General features: G+C 59.4%; 17 protein-coding genes. 15 read left to right on the plus strand and 2 right to left on the minus strand.

The features are described from left to right. Window positions 1–185: 185 nt before the first annotated feature. On the plus strand, window positions 186–608 hold the full coding sequence (gene mntR, locus F591_RS0100970) for a transcriptional regulator MntR (RefSeq protein ID WP_019532708.1): 423 nt from the start codon (window positions 186–188) through the stop codon (window positions 606–608). Between the two features lie 151 nt (window positions 609–759). After that, on the plus strand, window positions 760–1,767 hold the full coding sequence (locus F591_RS0100975) for a patatin-like phospholipase family protein (RefSeq protein ID WP_019532709.1): 1,008 nt from the start codon (window positions 760–762) through the stop codon (window positions 1,765–1,767). Window positions 1,768–1,769: 2 nt separating this feature from the next. Here the strand turns inward: F591_RS0100975 and F591_RS0100980 are convergent, their stop codons facing one another. Both F591_RS0100980 and F591_RS0100985 read right to left on the minus strand, forming a co-directional pair. Continuing rightward, window positions 1,770–2,027, minus strand: coding sequence for a YihY/virulence factor BrkB family protein (locus F591_RS0100980; protein ID WP_026326291.1), 258 nt, complete (start codon window positions 2,025–2,027; stop codon window positions 1,770–1,772). 36 nt (window positions 2,028–2,063) lie between these two features. Continuing rightward, the gene (locus F591_RS0100985) at window positions 2,064–2,996 is read right to left on the minus strand and encodes a DUF1385 domain-containing protein (protein ID WP_019532711.1); all 933 of its coding nucleotides are present in this window, start codon (window positions 2,994–2,996) and stop codon (window positions 2,064–2,066) included. Between the two features lie 150 nt (window positions 2,997–3,146). Here F591_RS0100985 and F591_RS0100990 point away from each other — a divergent pair, with 150 nt between their 5' ends. The 13 genes from F591_RS0100990 (at window position 3,147) to F591_RS27085 (ending at window position 15,758) form a co-directional block, all read left to right on the plus strand. Then, window positions 3,147–3,656: a YqhR family membrane protein gene (locus F591_RS0100990; protein WP_019532712.1), complete on the plus strand. Its 510-nt coding sequence runs from the start codon at window positions 3,147–3,149 to the stop codon at window positions 3,654–3,656. A 93-nt stretch (window positions 3,657–3,749) separates the two neighbouring features. Beyond that, window positions 3,750–4,196, plus strand: a complete 447-nt coding sequence (aroQ, locus tag F591_RS0100995; RefSeq protein WP_019532713.1) for a type II 3-dehydroquinate dehydratase — start codon at window positions 3,750–3,752, stop codon at window positions 4,194–4,196. A 2-nt stretch (window positions 4,197–4,198) separates the two neighbouring features. Beyond that, entirely contained in the window at window positions 4,199–5,272 is a 1,074-nt protein-coding gene (locus F591_RS0101000; protein ID WP_019532714.1) for a M24 family metallopeptidase, read from the plus strand. 370 nt (window positions 5,273–5,642) lie between these two features. Next, a complete protein-coding gene (efp, locus tag F591_RS0101005) occupies window positions 5,643–6,200 on the plus strand; it encodes an elongation factor P (protein WP_019532715.1) in 558 nt (185 codons plus the stop codon). 1,517 nt (window positions 6,201–7,717) lie between these two features. Continuing rightward, window positions 7,718–8,815 (plus strand): FecCD family ABC transporter permease, encoded by a 1,098-nt coding sequence (locus tag F591_RS0101010; protein ID WP_019532716.1) that lies wholly within the window; start codon window positions 7,718–7,720, stop codon window positions 8,813–8,815. Next, window positions 8,812–9,657 (plus strand): ABC transporter ATP-binding protein, encoded by an 846-nt coding sequence (locus F591_RS0101015; protein ID WP_019532717.1) that lies wholly within the window; start codon window positions 8,812–8,814, stop codon window positions 9,655–9,657. Before F591_RS0101010 ends, F591_RS0101015 begins: the two co-directional genes overlap by 4 nt. Then, a complete protein-coding gene (locus F591_RS27075; RefSeq protein ID WP_019532718.1) occupies window positions 9,623–10,726 on the plus strand; it encodes an ABC transporter substrate-binding protein in 1,104 nt (367 codons plus the stop codon). Before F591_RS0101015 ends, F591_RS27075 begins: the two co-directional genes overlap by 35 nt. After that, window positions 10,723–11,691, plus strand: coding sequence for a ferrochelatase (locus F591_RS27080; RefSeq protein WP_019532719.1), 969 nt, complete (start codon window positions 10,723–10,725; stop codon window positions 11,689–11,691). Before F591_RS27075 ends, F591_RS27080 begins: the two co-directional genes overlap by 4 nt. A gap of 146 nt (window positions 11,692–11,837) precedes the next feature. Beyond that, a complete protein-coding gene (locus F591_RS0101030; protein ID WP_019532720.1) occupies window positions 11,838–12,812 on the plus strand; it encodes a metal ABC transporter solute-binding protein, Zn/Mn family in 975 nt (324 codons plus the stop codon). Window position 12,813: 1 nt separating this feature from the next. Beyond that, entirely contained in the window at window positions 12,814–13,542 is a 729-nt protein-coding gene (locus F591_RS0101035; RefSeq protein ID WP_019532721.1) for a metal ABC transporter ATP-binding protein, read from the plus strand. 4 nt (window positions 13,543–13,546) lie between these two features. Further along, entirely contained in the window at window positions 13,547–14,464 is a 918-nt protein-coding gene (locus F591_RS0101040; RefSeq protein WP_019532722.1) for a metal ABC transporter permease, read from the plus strand. Window position 14,465: 1 nt separating this feature from the next. Next, window positions 14,466–15,344, plus strand: coding sequence for a metal ABC transporter permease (locus tag F591_RS0101045; RefSeq protein WP_019532723.1), 879 nt, complete (start codon window positions 14,466–14,468; stop codon window positions 15,342–15,344). 141 nt (window positions 15,345–15,485) lie between these two features. Beyond that, entirely contained in the window at window positions 15,486–15,758 is a 273-nt protein-coding gene (locus F591_RS27085; protein ID WP_019532724.1) for a hypothetical protein, read from the plus strand. The last annotated feature ends 11 nt before the right edge of the window (window positions 15,759–15,769 follow it).

Here is a 15,769-nt window from a genome sequence, read left to right on the forward strand (position 1 = left end):
CAGGCGGCGACGAACGATGCGGGAAAGATGGATTCGTTATGTCGCCCATCTCGAACGTTAATATCATGATGCTGCGGCTTCCGTTTTAGTCATGGCAAATTCCATGCACGGGCGCCGGCGGACTTGCTTTGGGCGCAGAAAGAAGTGTATCATAGATGTATTGTACGGTTACGGGAGGAACGCGGATGGCAACGCCGAGCATGGAAGATTATTTGGAAAGAATCTATAAATTAATCGACGAGAAGGGCTACGCGCGCGTCTCCGATATAGCGGAAGGCCTGGAAGTGCACCCGTCTTCCGTGACGAAGATGATCCAGAAGCTGGATAAGGACAATTACTTGGTGTACGAGAAGTACCGCGGGCTTGTGCTGACGTCCAAAGGGCAGAAGATGGGCAAACGGCTTGTCGACAGGCACGAGCTGCTGGAGGAGTTTCTGAAGCTGATCGGCGTATCGGAAGATACGATTTACAAGGATGTGGAAGGAATCGAGCATCACTTGAGCTGGGATTCCATCACATGCATAGAGACGCTGCTGGAATATTTCCGCAGAGATCCTTCGCGGATCGAAGAGCTGATGAAGCTGAAGAAGGAGCTTGAGGAATCGTAAGGCGAGTCGCCGTAAGGCAAAAAGGAAGAGCAAGATACGTAAAGGGAAGGCACCTGTTCCGGAAGGGACGGGTGTTTTTTAGGTATATGGACATTCCGTCCTCTCATACATAGGGAGTGGGAGCAAGCAGAAGGCAGAGGGGGGACGGGTCATGGATATCAATGCCGTATTTGAAGGCGGAGGGGTCAAAGGAATCGCTTTGGCTGGGGCGGTACAGGCTGCGGAGCAGAGGGGCATCCGGTTTAGCCGGGTTGCGGGAACGTCGTCCGGGGCGATCGTCGCCGCATTGGTGGCCGCTGGATATACGGCCGCCGAAATGAAGCAGCTGATCGAGGCGATGCCCTTCCGCAGCTTCCTGCAGCGCGCGCCCTTGTTTAACACGAAGTGGATCGGGCCGGTGACCCGGCTTTTTATCAAAAAAGGGCTTTATTCGGGCGAAGCGCTGGAGGAATGGGTTCGCGACCTGCTGCAGGCCAAAGGCATCCGCACGTTCGGCGATTTGCGTCCGGAGCAGCTGCGCATTATCGCTTCCGACATTTCGGGCCGCAAGCTGCTCGTGCTGCCGGATGACATCGCCCAATACGGCCTGAACCCGAAGCAGCTGTCTGTCGCCAAGGCCGTTCGCATGAGCGCCAGCATACCGTACTTCTTCGATCCGGTCGTTATCCGCAAGAAAGCGTCCTGCCGCCTGCCTGGCGAAACGTTCGCCGATCAGTTCGTCTATATTGTCGATGGCGGGCTGCTCAGCAACTTTCCGCTCTGGTTGTTCGATCAGGCGAACGATTCGCCGCAGGGGGCGCTCGTCCCGACGATCGGCTTCCGGCTGGTCGGCCGGAGCCAGCTTGCGCCGAGTACGATCAGGGGGCCACTGTCCATGCTGAAGGCGCTTGTCCGCACGATGCTTGACGCTCACGACGAGCGGTACATCGAAGAGGAGAACCGGTTTCGGACCGTAAAAATCCCGACGCACGGCATCAGCATCACCGACTTCGATATAAGCGCGGAGGACAGCAAGCAGCTGTACGAGTCAGGCTACTACTCGACCAGCGCCTTCTTCAACAGATGGAAAATGTCGGATTACAAGCACAACTATATCGCTTATGTGCAGCGCCGCAAATCCAAGCTGGCCGATTCCAAGGTGACAAGCCTGCCGTCGTAATATTAATGATACTTGGGAGGTTCGTCGGAGGAATCTTTGCTGCCGGGGATGACCCGGAATTTGGCGTTGCGGGTTTTGCCCCGCGGCTTTCGCCCGCCGCCGCTCCACTTGAAGCGTCTCCAGCGGTCCGGCGGGAACTTGTACAGCAGGAAAATAACGGCGAATACGGCAATCGGAATAATCAGGTTGCTGATGCTGACGAGCAGCCCGATCGCCAAGAGGCCAAAGACGACGTACATTCCTATATTGCGGTTACGCAACTTCGATCCCTCCATTCGATGGCACAATCATCCGCTTTAAGTCCGGGCGGCCTGCCGGTCCAGTTCGCGCATCCGGTTAAAGGAAGCGATGGACACTTCCACCTGATCGTCCGTCGGCTCCTTGGTCGTAAGCAGCTGCAGCCACAGCCCCGGATAACCGAGATACCTCAGCACCGGCACATCGCGAAGACTGTTCGTAAAGCGAAGCACCTCGTAGGATACGCCGATGACGAGCGGCAGCAGCACGAGCCGCTGAATAATTCGTTCCAGGAATGATTCGTATGGGAACAAAGAATAAATAACGACCCCGACAATCACCGTGAACACGATAAAGCTGCTGCCGCAGCGGTAGTGGAGCGTGCTGAACTGCTGCACGTTTTTGACCGTGAGCTCGACGCCGGCCTCGTAGGCGCTGATCACTTTATGCTCGGCTCCGTGGTATTGAAACAGACGTTTGATCATCGGCGTCAGCGAAATGAAATAAATGTAGCCAACCAGCAACATGATTTTGATCAGGCCTTCGATCAGGTTATGGCCGATCTGGTTCGTGAAGAGGCCTGCGAACAGAAACTGTTCGATCGCTGTAGGCACCAGCGTGAAGACGAACTTCCCGAATATAAAGGACAGCACGCCGACGAACGCGACGCCGAGAATCATCGTGAGCCGGCCGGAGAGCGATTCTTTCGCCTGCTCCTTGGACTCTCCTTCCTCCTCGGCGAACGCCTCGGCCGAGAAGTTCAGATGCTGCGCTCCTTTGGCGCTCGTCTCGATAATGCCGACGACGCCGCGGAGAATCGGAATTTTTTTCAGCGTTTGGACCCAACCGATCTCCTTCTTCGGAACCTCCAAAAAATCGATGCTATGGTCTTTGCGGCGGACGGCCGTCACATGGACATGCCGGCCGGCGAACATAACTCCTTCAATTACGGCTTGTCCGCCGTATATTGCGCGCTGTTCGTTCTGCGACAATCCGACTTCACCTTCTTTAGTAGTATGATCGCACTTGCTTCTTTCCATTTTACCGAATCCGGCCTCATATTGCTACCGTGACGCCGTTTACGAAGCAAATAAATGCGCATACTAAGTTTATCCGCATTTCCCTGAAGGAGGACGGCAGCTGTGAAAGTGCAGGAAGAAACGGTTCGGCGGACGAACAAGCGGATTTTCGCGTTATACGTCGGTTTTTTTGCCGGTGTGCTGTGGGGTGGCCTGAAAATCGTCGAGCAATATTTTCATCTTACTTCGCTGTCGCCGGGCTTTTTGATCGAGCCTTTCTATAAGCATTCGTTTCTGTCGGCATGGCCGGGCTATTTGCTTGGCTGGGGCAGCTTTATTTTATTTTCGATCCTCGCTTCCCTGATCTACGCGATCGCACTGGCCAAAGCGAAGGGGCCATGGCCCGGCATCTGCTATGGCTTGCTGTGGTGGGGCCTCATTTTTTTGCTGATCGGCCCGCTCTCCGGCATGACCGAATGGATCGCGTATATGGACTGGAATACGATTTCGACCGATGCCTGCCTGTTCGTGCTGTGGGGCTTGTTCATCGGCTATTCGATTTCGTTCGAATTTACGGAGGAGCGGACGCGGGAGCCGTTTTCGCCGAAAAGGAAGGGCCCGCAGCCCGAATAACCCGCAGCCTGGCCAAAAAAAGATTCTCAAACCGAAGAAAGTTATGGTAAAATGGCTGAGTGTGTGTTAACCGACGGAAGGGGGCATCACCGGATGAAGCGGATCTTGCTGCTGAACGGTCCCAATCTGAATCTGCTCGGCATTCGGGAGCCGGGCGTCTACGGGCAGACGACGCTGCAAGCCATTGAGGAACGGGTTAGCCGGCTGGCGGCCGAGCTCGGGGTTCAGGTCGAATGCTTCCAATCGAATCACGAAGGGGCCTTGATCGACCGCATCCATGCCGCATACGGCAGCTTCGACGGCATTATGATCAATCCGGGGGCGCTGACCCATTACAGCTACGCGCTCCGCGATGCGTTCAGCTCCGTTGGCATTCCGGCCGTGGAGGTCCATATTTCCAACATCCATAAGAGAGAAGCCTTCCGGCATACGTCGGTGATCGCCCCGGCGATCGTAGGGCAGATCAGCGGCTTCGGCGCGGACAGCTACGAGCTCGGGCTTCGGGCATTGGTCCTACATCTCTCGCGAATGGAGGAATAAGGATGCAGCAGGAACGACTGGCGCGCTTGCGCACGCTGATGGAGGAGCGGGGCTTGCCGGCGCTGCTCGTTACGAATGCGACAAACCGACGGTATATGACCGGGTTCACCGGGTCGGCCGGATATGTGCTGATTACCGGGGACCGGGCGATGCTGCTGACGGATTTTCGTTATATGACGCAGGCGCCGCAGCAGGCGGCCGGCTACGAAGTGATCGAGCATGCGCCGAAGGCGGCCGAGACGATCAAGGATGTTCTGGACAAGCTGAAGATCGGCAAGCTCGGCTTCGAGCAGAACGATCTCACCTTCGGGACTTACCGGTCGTATGCGGAGACGCTAACCGGCATTGAGCTGGTGCCGACCGACTCGCTCGTCGAGACGATCCGCATGATCAAGGACGCATCCGAGATCGCCGTGATGAAGGAAGCGGCTCAGCTTGCCGACCGCACTTTTTCGCATATTCTCGGGCTGCTAAAGCCTGGGGTCAAGGAATCGGACATCGCGCTGGAGATCGAGATGTTCGTGCGCCGCGAAGGCGCTTCTTCCACGTCGTTCGAGACGATCGTCGCCTCGGGCGAGCGTTCCGCGTTGCCTCACGGCGTAGCCAGCGATCGGGTGCTTAAGCCGAACGAGTTCGTCAAGATGGATTTCGGGGCGCATTACAAGGGCTATTGCTCCGATATTACGCGCACGGTCGTGCTTGGCACGCCGACGGCGAAGCATAAGGAGATTTACGAGATTGTGCTGGAAGCGCAACTCGCCGCGCTGGCCGGCATTCGCCCGGGCATGACGGGCAAGGAAGCCGACGCGATCGCCCGCGACATCATCCGGCGGCACGGGTACGGCGATTGCTTCGGCCACGGGCTCGGTCACGGCCTCGGACTTGACATACACGAGGCGCCGCGACTGTCCGTCTCCGGCGATATCGTGCTGCAGCCGGGAATGACGGTGACCGTCGAGCCGGGAATTTATGTGCCGGGCTTCGGCGGCGTCCGGATTGAGGACGATATCGTCATCACCGAAAGCGGCAACGAACGGCTGACGAGCTCGACCAAAGAGCTGATTGCGATCGCGTGAGGTTTGGCGCGGGAGGGCTCGCGGCTTGGCTTCTCGGCCTTCTTTGCTTCGGCGTCGCGGGCTTCTCCGGCTTCTCAGCATCTCGGGCTTGACTGTCCGGGCTTGATGATCCGGTCTTGAAGCCGCTCCGATTTTGTGGAATCGGCACACCAGCTCGCGCGGCCTTGTGTTTTAACCCTTGAATGAAGCCCCGGCATCCGATAAGATAGATCGTTGGGGCCGTTCATCATGAAGGCGTAACCCGGCAGCCGGTCGTCGCCGCTGGAGGCAGGCAATGGTTGGCTGATTCGATTGCAATCGCAACACCGACCCTTATCGCTCCCGTCAGTGCTTCGCCGTCTGCTTAATATATTAGGGAGGTATTTTTGCAGTGATTTCCGTTAACGATTTTAAGACAGGCCTGACCATTGAAGTAGACGGCGATCTGTTCACCGTCCTCGAATTCCAGCACGTCAAGCCGGGCAAGGGCGCCGCATTCGTCCGCTCCAAGCTGAAGAACCTGCGCAACGGCAATATCAACGAGCGCACGTTCCGCGCGGGGGAGAACGTCAACCGTGCGCATATCGAGAACCGCCAAATGCAATATTTGTACGCTTCCGGCCAGGAGCATACGTTCATGGATACGGAGACGTTCGACCAGATTACGCTGGAAGCCAAGCAAATCAAGTGGGAGCTGAATTTCCTGCGCGAGAACATGAACATCAACATCATGAGCTACCAAGGCGAAATTCTCGGCATTAGCCTGCCGAACAGCGTCGAGCTGAAGGTCGTCGAGACGGAGCCGGGCATCAAGGGCAATACCGCTACCGGCGCTACGAAGAACGCCAAGCTCGAAACCGGCCTGAACGTGCAGGTGCCGCTCTTCATTAACGAAGGGGACGTGCTCTTGATCGATACCCGTGAAGGAACCTATATTTCGCGCGCTTAAGACCCGCGCTATGCATGGCGAACCTGCTCCGAACAAGGGGCGGGTTCGCTGCATTTACGGGCTCGCTGCGTTTACGCCTGTGCCCGGCCCTCGCGCCATCTCCCGATCAGCTACCGCCTTGCCCGAATCTGTGGTTCCGAGGGCGCTGTGCGGCTGGCCGGGCCAGCTCCAGCCCTGGCTCAGCTCTAGCCCCGGCTCAGCTCCAGCCTAGCTTCAGCCCTAGCTCAGCTCTAGCCCCGGCTCAACTCCAGCCTAGCTTCAGCCCTGGCTCAGCTCCAGTTCTAGCTTCACCCAGTCATATCGGCTGGCTTTCTCTCAGCCAGACATTCGCTCCAATAGAGCGAAAACCGATCCCTTACTCATCCACAGCCAAAAGCGCAAAGGATCGAAAACGAATCGGGCATTTTGAAAATGCCACATTCGCCAAAGCATGAAAGCAAAGTGCGACTTTCCGTACTTAGAAAACTATGAGTTCTGCTCGAGGTCTTTGTTCGTGCGAACCGATAATTTGCAGCGACAGGCTGCGACGGGGGATACTGAACCGGCGGCCCTGAACTCTGCGTTAGCGGTCGAACTTCGTAGTAGCGCTGAAACTTTGTATTAGCGAGCGAATTCCGTAGTAGCGCTGAAACTTTGTATTAGCGAGCGAATTCCGTAGTAGCGCTGAAACTTTGTATTAGCGAGCGAACTCCGTAATAGCGCTGAAACTTTGTATTAGCGAGCGAACCCCGCGTTAGCTTCAAACTCCATGGCAGCGATCGAGCTCTAGGTAGCGCTCAAACTCCGTATTTGCGGTCGAACTCCACGGTAGCGGGCGATCGAACTTCGAGTTAGCCGCCGAACTCCGCGCTGGCCCCCGCACTCCGCGTTGGCGCTGCCCCTCCTCGGACACCCCCAGGCACATGAGGCGACGAATCCTGCAAAAAATGCAACATTTTCCGCATCTTACGCACAAGAGGGAGGGGAATGTTGCATTTCGTGCAACAATTTGGGTGCGATTGGCTTCAACCCCGGGAACATCGCCCGAAATGTTGTATTTTTTACAATATTGAGCCGCAAATAGCGCTTATCCCCCCGTTTTTGTTGTACAGAATACAACATTTGCTGTCTTGAAAATAGCCCCCAGGGCGTGCAGCCCATTTTCATCTTCTGATGGTGCTGCGCTAGCGGCATGGACGTCTGTCTTGAAAATGCGACGAAGTCCTTCAGCGAATTTTCAATACCGCAGGTAGCGGCCGATGACGAAGGATACGCTTGCCGCAGGCGTCTCGCTCCACCTCGGCTGCAGGCGTCGAAAGAGATTCCGTCATTCCATAGAAATGATGTCAAATAAGGCAATGGTTATTGGCAAGGACGCGGCAAAGTCTTTAGCCTTGTGGCGAATTGAAATATTCTAAGTGAATATTTCTAGGTTGACAAAAGTAGCAAATCGGGGTAGTATGTGATTGTTTCCCTAGGGAAAAATTTTTGAATTGAACAAAGTAATTTAACTTGGCTAAAAAATGAGAGGTGACAAAGTGGAGACGAACCACCGTCTCGATGCCAGGCCGCTGCCTATGCCTGAAGCGAGAGAGATTTCCAAACGAGGGAAGCGGCTGCCGGCAACCTGGCTGCTGATGCTCCTTCTCCTCCCGGTCGTCGTCGTGTTGGCCAGCTCGATCGGGCCGGTATCCGTTCCGTTTCGGCATACGCTGGCGATGCTGCTGGAGCTCGTGCATTTGACGGACAAAGGCGGCTTCGGCGAGCGGGAATGGGTCGTCGTGACCCAGGTCAGATTGCCGCGCGTCCTGGTCGGCGCGCTGGTCGGAGCCGCCCTGGCCGTCTCGGGAGCGGTCATGCAAGGGCTGTTTCGCAACCCGCTGGTGGAACCGGGTTACGTCGGGGTGTCGAGCGGCGCCGCGTTCGGAGCCGTGTGCGCCTTGTTTTTCGGCTGGACGCGCATCAGCCCGTGGGCGCTGCCCGGCGCCGCCTTCATCGGCGGCCTGGCGGCAATCCTCCTTGTGCTTGCCGTATGGAAAATGAGCAAAGCCTCAGGCGCGGCTGTCCTGCTGCTGCTCGGCGTCGGCATCAGCGCGTTCCTGTCCGCGCTGATCAGCGTCATGATGGCCGGCTCAAGCAGCGAACAGGAGCTGCGCAGCATCGTGTATTGGCTGCAGGGGGGGCTGGAAGCCCGCACCTGGCAGCACGTCCAGCTCGTCGGGCCGATCGTGGCGGCCGCCTGCCTGCTGCTCTGCTCGTTCGGGCGCGAGCTGAACGTGATGCTGCTCGGCGACGACCTGGCGCAGACGGCCGGCATCCGCGTCGCCGCAACCCGGCTTGTGCTGCTCGGGCTGACGTCGCTGGCAACGGGAGCCGCCGTAGCCGTCAGCGGCACTATCGGCTTCGTCGGCCTGATCGTCCCGCACATCGTCCGGCTGCTGTGCGGCCCCGACCATCGCGTCCTGCTGCCGCTAGCCGCTCTGGGCGGAGCCGTGTTCCTGATGCTGGCCGATCTCGTTTCGCGCATCGTGCTGCAGCCGGTATCGCTGCAGGTCGGCGTCGTCTGCGCTATCGTCGGCGCGCCGCTGTTTGTCATTCTCGTCCTGCGCAGCCGAAAAGGAGGGCATCTCGCATGAACAAGCTGACAGTTCGCCATGTTGCGGCGCGCTGCGGGCAAAGGCTTGTGCTGGACGGCGTCTGCCTGCATGTCCGGAAAGGGGAGTTCGTCGGCCTGCTCGGAGCGAACGGCAGCGGCAAATCGACGCTTCTGCGCACGCTGGCCGGCCTGCGCAAACCTGATCAAGGAGTCGTCATGCTGGGCGAACGTCCGCTCGTCCGATACAAAAGCAAGGAATTGGCCAAAATGATCGGCTACGTTCCCCAGGATATTTCGTGCGACTTTGATTTCACCGTGCGCGAAATCGTCCGCATGGGCCGGCATCCGCATACGCCGAGATTCCGCGCCGAAAGCCCGGGCGACCGCGCCGCCGTCCGGCGGGCTCTCCGGCAGACGCAGCTGCTCGAGCTGTCCGGCCGCTCCGTGCGGGAGCTGTCCGGCGGCCAGCGGCAGATGGTCTTTATCGCCAAGGCGCTGGCCCAGGAACCGGAGCTGCTGCTTTTGGATGAGCCGATCTCCGCGCTCGATATCCGGCATCAGCTGCAGGTGCTGGAGCTGATCCGCCTCGTAGCAGGAAGCGGAACGGCTTCCGTCGCCGCCCTGCACGACTTGAATCTGGCGGCCAGATATTGCGACCGCCTCGTGCTTCTGGCGGAAGGGCGCGTGCTGGCCGACGGCAGGCCGAAGGAAGTGCTCACAGAGGCTCGCATCCGCATGGCATACGGAGTCAAGTCTCGCGTCCACAGGGACGATCTGCTCGGAGCCGTCCAGGTGACAGCGCTGGAGCCGGATCACGAACCGATACATAACAGGGAGGGAGAAACCGTTGAATCAGCGCAGCAAAAGAAAGCGGCACAATAAAGCGGCATGGGCCTGGTCGGCGGCGCTGACACTGGCGCTGCTGGCCGCTTGCGCCCCGCTGACGAGGGAGGCGCCGGCAGACAGCACCGGGGCCGGCCCGGGAGCGACCGGGCCGCCGGCCGCCGGGAACGGCCCCGCGGCCGCATCGCCCCAACCGGCGGCACGCGCGCAGCGGCAGGCCGATTTTCCCCGCACCATCAAACTGAGCGGCGATAAAGCGGTAACGATCGCAGCGAAGCCGCAGCGGATTGTGGCGATTTCCCTGGACACGGCGGAAGCGGCGCTCGAACTGGCCGGGCCGTCCCGCATCGCCGCCATTACGCGCAGCATCGGCAACCGGAGCCTCGCCTTTCAGGCGGAGGAAGGCGAAGCGGTCGGCAGCAAGCTGGGCAGCGCCACGGCAGTCGATCCGGAAACGATATTGGCCATGGAGCCCGACCTGATTTTGCTGACGACGCAGCACGGAAGCGAGGCGGATGCGGACCGCCTGCTGGCGCAGGCCGGCGTTCCGCTCGTCAGCTTCGAGCCCTGGAATTCGCTGGAGCGCATTCGCCGCCATTTTCTGCTGATTGGCCGGCTGCTCGGCGAGGAGGCCAGGGCGGAGGAGCGGATCGCGGAGATGACGGCCAAGATCGCGGACGTGCAATCCCGCATCGCGACCGTACCCGCGAAGCCGAGCCTGCTCGTCATCTCGCCCGTCGGAACGAATACCGGGCCGTATGTGCTGGGGCCGGATAGCCTGGCCAGCGACATCGTCCGCAAGGCGGGGGCCGTTCCGGCTGTCGAGTCGATGGGGCTCAGGCAGACGGCGAAGGCGGACCTCGAGCAGGTGCTGAAGGAAGACCCGGATTACATATTGCTTGCCGACTGGGATGGCAGCGGCCAGAAGGCATACGACGAATGGATGAACGACCCGGGCTGGCAGACGCTCAAGGCGGTTCGCCATAACCGGGTCAAAATCATCCCGGCCAAATACGTGATGACGGCCAGCGTGCAGGCCGCGGAAGGCATCGAGCGGATCGCCCGCTGGCTGCATCCGGCCTCGTTCGGGGAGGGGGAAAGGCCATGAAGGCGCTGCTGCTGGCAGCATACGGGGGCCCTTCCTCCATGGACCGCGTCGACGACTTCTATCGCGCCATTTATCGCGGCCAACCGCCGGCGGCGGAGACGCTTGCCGCCGGCCGCAGCCTGTTCAGAGCTTTGGGGGTGTGCGACCCGCTCCATGCTATCACGTTCAGGCAGGCCGCCGCGCTGGAGCGGCGCTTGAAGCGGATGACGGGCGAAGAAATTCGCGTATACGTCGGGATGAAGCATGGGGAGCCGCTGATCGGGCAGGCGGCAAGGTCGATCGTGCGGGACGGGGCGGAAGCCGTTGCCGTCATGCCGATGTCGATGCTGTACTCGAAGACAGGCGCCGGTCTGTATATCCGGCAAGTAAGGGAGACGCTCGCAGCCATGCGCAGCAGCTTGCCGGTGCTTGAGCTGATCCGCTGGAGCCTGGACGCTTCCTTCATCGACGTGCTGGCCGACCGGGCGCGCCGCGCCTGGCACTGGCTGCCGATAGCTGCGCGGGATACGGCCAAAATGGTATTTACCGCGCACAGCAAGCCGGGGAAAGCGCAGGCGAACCGGGACTACATCGAGCAGTTCCAGGCGTTAGCCCGGAATGTGGCGCTCAGAGCGGGCATCCCCAGATGGAGGCTCGCTTATCGCAGCGGAGGGCCGCCGCCCCAGACGTGGCTCGGCCCGGACATTCTCGATGTGATTCGGGAGGAAGGGTTCAACGGGACCGGAGGGATCGCCGTGTGCGAGCTGCTTTCGCTGACGGACAACGCGGAGGCGCTGCGCGATATCGGCGCGGATGCGCAGCGGGCGGCGCATTCGCTCGGTCTGGAGTTTGTCCGGGCGGAATGCTTGAACGACGCGGACGATGCGATGGAGGCGCTTGCGCGAATCGCCACCGAACGGATGCGCCAGGCCGGTTGGTTTAAGGAAGCAGGTGCGGACAGAACAGGCTGCGGCCGAAAAAGGTAAAAAGCGCTTGACATATCGCCCAAAACCAATTATTTTGTTTGTATACATTAAATTTGCCTTCGGGAAAAACATTTGTGTACATGCAGAAGAGGGGCGCTAAGGAAACAAAGTTAAACAAGAACAATGGAGAAGCGGGAGGAGTCACTATGGAGAGACGGATCGTTAAGAGACGGGGCGCGCTGCTCGGCATGCTGGCGCTGGCTGTATCGCTTGCGCTCGCCGCTTGCGGAACAGGGGAAGGGGAGGCGCCGGGAGCCGCGCCGGAAGCTGCACCGGAAGGGAAAATCAACGTCGTTGCGACGATCGCGCAAATTGCCGAACCAGTCTCGGTCATCGGCGGGGACAAGGTGAACGTGACCAGCCTCATGGGGCCGGGCGTCGACCCGCACTTGTACAGTGCGACGCAGGGAGATATCCGCAAGCTCGAGGGCGGAGACCTGGTGCTATACAGCGGCCTTCATCTGGAAGGCAACATGATCGAAATTTTCGAGCAGATCGGCAAGAAAAAGCCGGTGGCGGCCATCGCCGAAGCGATCCCGCAGGAGAAGCTGCTCAGGGACGAGACCGGGGCGGTGGATCCGCACGTCTGGTTCGACATCGAGCTGTGGAAGACAGCGCTGGATAAGGCAACGGAAGAGCTCAAGAAGCTGTCGCCGGACAACGCGGACTATTTTGAAAAGAACAAGGCCGACTACTTCGCGAAGCTCGATGAGCTAAGCGCAGAAGCGAAAAGCAAGCTGTCGCAAATCCCGGCCGACAAGCGCGTGCTCGTCACCGCTCACGACGCCTTCGGCTATTTCGGCCGCAGCCACGGAATCGAGGTCGTCGGGCTGCAGGGGCTCAGCACGGAGGACGAGATCGGCATTTCCGATATTCAGGCGACGATCGATCTGCTGCTTGAGCATCAAGTGCCTGCCGTTTTTGTGGAAAGCAGCGTCAATCAAAGCTCCATCAACGCCGTGATCGAGGGCGCCTCCAGCGCCGGGCTGCAGGTGAAGCTGGGCGGCGAGCTGTTCTCCGACGCGATGGGCGAGGCGGGTACGCCGGAAGGCACGTACCTGGGCATGTACCGCCACAACGTGGAAACGATCTATAAGGCTTTAACGGAAAAGGGTGACTAAGATGAGCGTGCTCAAAGTCAACGATTTATCGGCATCCTACCGCAAAAACAAAGTGCTGCATGACGTAAGCTTCGAGGTTCAGGCCGGCTCGCTGACCAGCATTGTCGGCCCGAACGGCGCGGGCAAGTCGACGCTGCTGAAGGTGATGCTGGAGCTTCACCCGAGGCTGTCCGGCTCGGTCACCTTCTTCGGCTCCTCGCTCGGGAAGATGAAGACCCGGATCGGCTATGTGCCGCAGCGCGGGTCCGTCGACTGGGATTTTCCGACGAACGCGCTGGATGTCGTGATGATGGGCTTGTACGGCCAGGTCGGCTGGCTCAAATGGCCGAAGCGCAGCCATAAGGACAAGGCGCTGGCGGCGCTCGACCAGATGGGCATGGCCGATTACGCCGGCCGGCAAATCAGCCAGCTGTCCGGCGGACAGCAGCAGCGCGTATTTCTGGCCAGGGCGCTCGTCCAGGATGCGGACTTGTACTTCATGGACGAACCGCTTGCCGGCGTCGACGCCGCGACGGAGCGGGCCATCATGACGACGCTGAAGGAGCTCAAGACGGCCGGCAAAACGGTTATGGTCGTGCATCACGACCTGCAGACGGTCGAGGATTATTTCGATCATGTGCTGCTGCTGAACCGCACGGTCGTCGCCCACGGGAAGACGGAGGACGTCTTTACGAAGGACAATGTGTACCGCGCTTACGGCGGAGCGCTTCGTTGGATGAAGGAGGCATGACATCATGGGTACGGTTTTTACCGCGAATGCGCAGTGGGTGCTGCTTAGCACCTTGATTTTGGGAATGGCATCCGGCATGATCGGATGCCTTGCCTATTGGAAGCGGCAGAGCCTGATGAGCGATGCGCTGTCCCATGCCGCTTTGCCGGGCGTCGTGATCGCCTTCGCCTTGACCGGCAGCAAGCAGTTGCCGGCGCTGATCGTCGGCGCGGCCGTCAGCGCGCTGCTCGGGGCGCTTCTGATTCAGTGGATTCGCTCCTCGAGCCGGATCAAGGAGGATACGGCGATGGGCATGATCCTGTCCGTCTTCTTCGGGCTCGGCATCATGCTGCTGACGATCGTCAACCGGTCGGCCGGCGGCAATCAGAGCGGATTGGACAGCTTTATCTTCGGCCAGGCCGCTTCGATGGTGCGCAAGGATGTCTATACGATGCTCGCGCTGGCGGCGCTCGTTATTCTCGTCGTATTCATCGGCTTCAAGGAATGGAAGCTGTTTTTGTTTGACGCCGATTTCGCCCGCGGTCTCGGGCTTTCGGGACGCCTGATGAATGCGATCTACCTGGCCGTGCTCGTTCTCGTCATCGTCATCGGCATTCAGGCGGTCGGCGTTATTTTGATGGCGGCGCTGCTTATTATCCCGGCTGTCAGCGCGCGCTATTGGACGCAATCGTTCAAATGGATGGTCGTGCTGTCGGCACTTTTCGGCGGAGGGGCCGGGATGGTCGGCACGCTGGCCAGCACGCTCGGCAAAGGCTGGCCGACCGGGCCGTTCATCGTCGTCGCTTCTTCCGTGCTGTTCTGCGTCTCGCTCGTCTTCGGCGCTCAGAAAGGGCTGCTGATCCAGACACTGCAGCTCAGAATGCAGAGGAAACAGGCCGTTCGCTCCTGGAGCGGGCAGACGGCGATGAAGGAGGGGAATTAGGATGAGCTATACGGCATGGATTTTGCTTACGGCGTCGCTGGTGGGCTTGTCCTGCGGCATTGTCGGCGCTTTTCTCATCCTGCGCCGAATGGCGATGATGGCGGATGCGATCAGCCATACGGTGCTGCTGGGCATTGTGGTCGCTTTTTTGATCACCCGCGAGCTGAGCGGAGGACATATGCTGATCGGCGCGATGATCGCCGGCCTGCTGACGGCGGTGCTCGTGCAGTGGTTTCATTCGCGCGGCGTGCAGCAGGACGCGTCCATCGGCGTCGTGTTCACGACGATGTTCGCCGTCGGCGTCATTCTGATCGCGACGCAGGCGGGCAACGCCCATCTGGACGTCAAGCATGCGCTGATGGGCGAAATTACGTTCGTGCCGTGGCAGACGATCTCTTTGCCGTGGATCGGCGAAATGCCGGAGGCGACTTTTATGTTGAGCGCGGTGACGATCGTGCTGCTGCTGGTTATTATCGCTTTTTATAAAGAATGGAAAATCACCTCGTTCGATCCGGCGCTGGCGGCAAGCATCGGCATTCCGGTCGTATGGATGCACTATTTGTTCATGTCGCTCGTCTCGGTCACGACCGTAGCCTCGTTCGATGCGGTCGGCGCGATCATGGTCGTCGCCATGCTGATCACGCCGGCGGCCGCCGCTTATTTGTGGACCGACCGGTTGTCGGTCATGCTGGTCGTCAGCGCCGCGTTCGGCGTCGTGTCGGCCATCGCCGGCTATGCGATCGCGGTATGGGTCGATACGTCCATCTCCGGCTCCATGGCGTTCGCGACCGGCCTCGTGTTTTTGGTCAGCTTCCTGGCGTCGCCGAAGCACGGCCTGCTGTCGCGGTACGTCCGCCGTTCCGCGGCGTCCAATCCGTAAGCCTGCGTTCGCTTTACCGCGGCATATTTTGTTAGTATAATCGGATTTGTAAAAGACTGGATCGCGATCGCGGAGCGTCATCAGGCCGCTTGCAGCGTTCCTGCCGATAAGCAGAGGCCCGGTGGAGGAAAGCAGAGGACAATGGGAAAAACGATCATTCAATCGGTATTGTTTTCAATGGCTGTTATCGTGATTTATTTCGGCATTCAGATCGGTTGGGGCATGTATCAGACCATGAACTATGTCCCTGATGTTATCAAGGCTTACGAAACGGTTGGTTACCTTGAGAGCAAAGTAAGCTTCGGGGTCATAGGGAGCCCGACAGACTGGGCAGGTCAGCTTGCGCTCCTTTTCGTAGCGGGGGTGGCGGCGTTTTTCGCGCTGAGGTGGATTTTTCGCACCATAAAAAGATAGACTGAGCGGCA

The organism is Paenibacillus ginsengihumi DSM 21568 (assembly GCF_000380965.1).
In the GTDB taxonomy this organism is placed as follows: Bacteria; Bacillota; Bacilli; order Paenibacillales; family NBRC-103111; genus Paenibacillus_G; species Paenibacillus_G ginsengihumi.

What these genes read in the sequence shown, in the direction of transcription:
- F591_RS0101030 (WP_019532720.1), top strand. Translation starts at nt 11,838, where the DNA reads ATGGAGAGACGGATCGTTAAGAGACGGGGCGCGCTGCTCGGCATGCTG.
- F591_RS0101045 (WP_019532723.1), top strand. Translation starts at nt 14,466, where the DNA reads ATGAGCTATACGGCATGGATTTTGCTTACGGCGTCGCTGGTGGGCTTG.
- F591_RS27080 (WP_019532719.1), top strand. Translation starts at nt 10,723, where the DNA reads ATGAAGGCGCTGCTGCTGGCAGCATACGGGGGCCCTTCCTCCATGGAC.
- F591_RS0101015 (WP_019532717.1), top strand. Translation starts at nt 8,812, where the DNA reads ATGAACAAGCTGACAGTTCGCCATGTTGCGGCGCGCTGCGGGCAAAGG.
- F591_RS0100975 (WP_019532709.1), top strand. Translation starts at nt 760, where the DNA reads ATGGATATCAATGCCGTATTTGAAGGCGGAGGGGTCAAAGGAATCGCT.
- F591_RS0101040 (WP_019532722.1), top strand. Translation starts at nt 13,547, where the DNA reads ATGGGTACGGTTTTTACCGCGAATGCGCAGTGGGTGCTGCTTAGCACC.
- F591_RS0101000 (WP_019532714.1), top strand. Translation starts at nt 4,199, where the DNA reads ATGCAGCAGGAACGACTGGCGCGCTTGCGCACGCTGATGGAGGAGCGG.
- F591_RS27085 (WP_019532724.1), top strand. Translation starts at nt 15,486, where the DNA reads ATGGGAAAAACGATCATTCAATCGGTATTGTTTTCAATGGCTGTTATC.
- mntR (WP_019532708.1), top strand. Translation starts at nt 186, where the DNA reads ATGGCAACGCCGAGCATGGAAGATTATTTGGAAAGAATCTATAAATTA.
- aroQ (WP_019532713.1), top strand. Translation starts at nt 3,750, where the DNA reads ATGAAGCGGATCTTGCTGCTGAACGGTCCCAATCTGAATCTGCTCGGC.
- F591_RS0101035 (WP_019532721.1), top strand. Translation starts at nt 12,814, where the DNA reads ATGAGCGTGCTCAAAGTCAACGATTTATCGGCATCCTACCGCAAAAAC.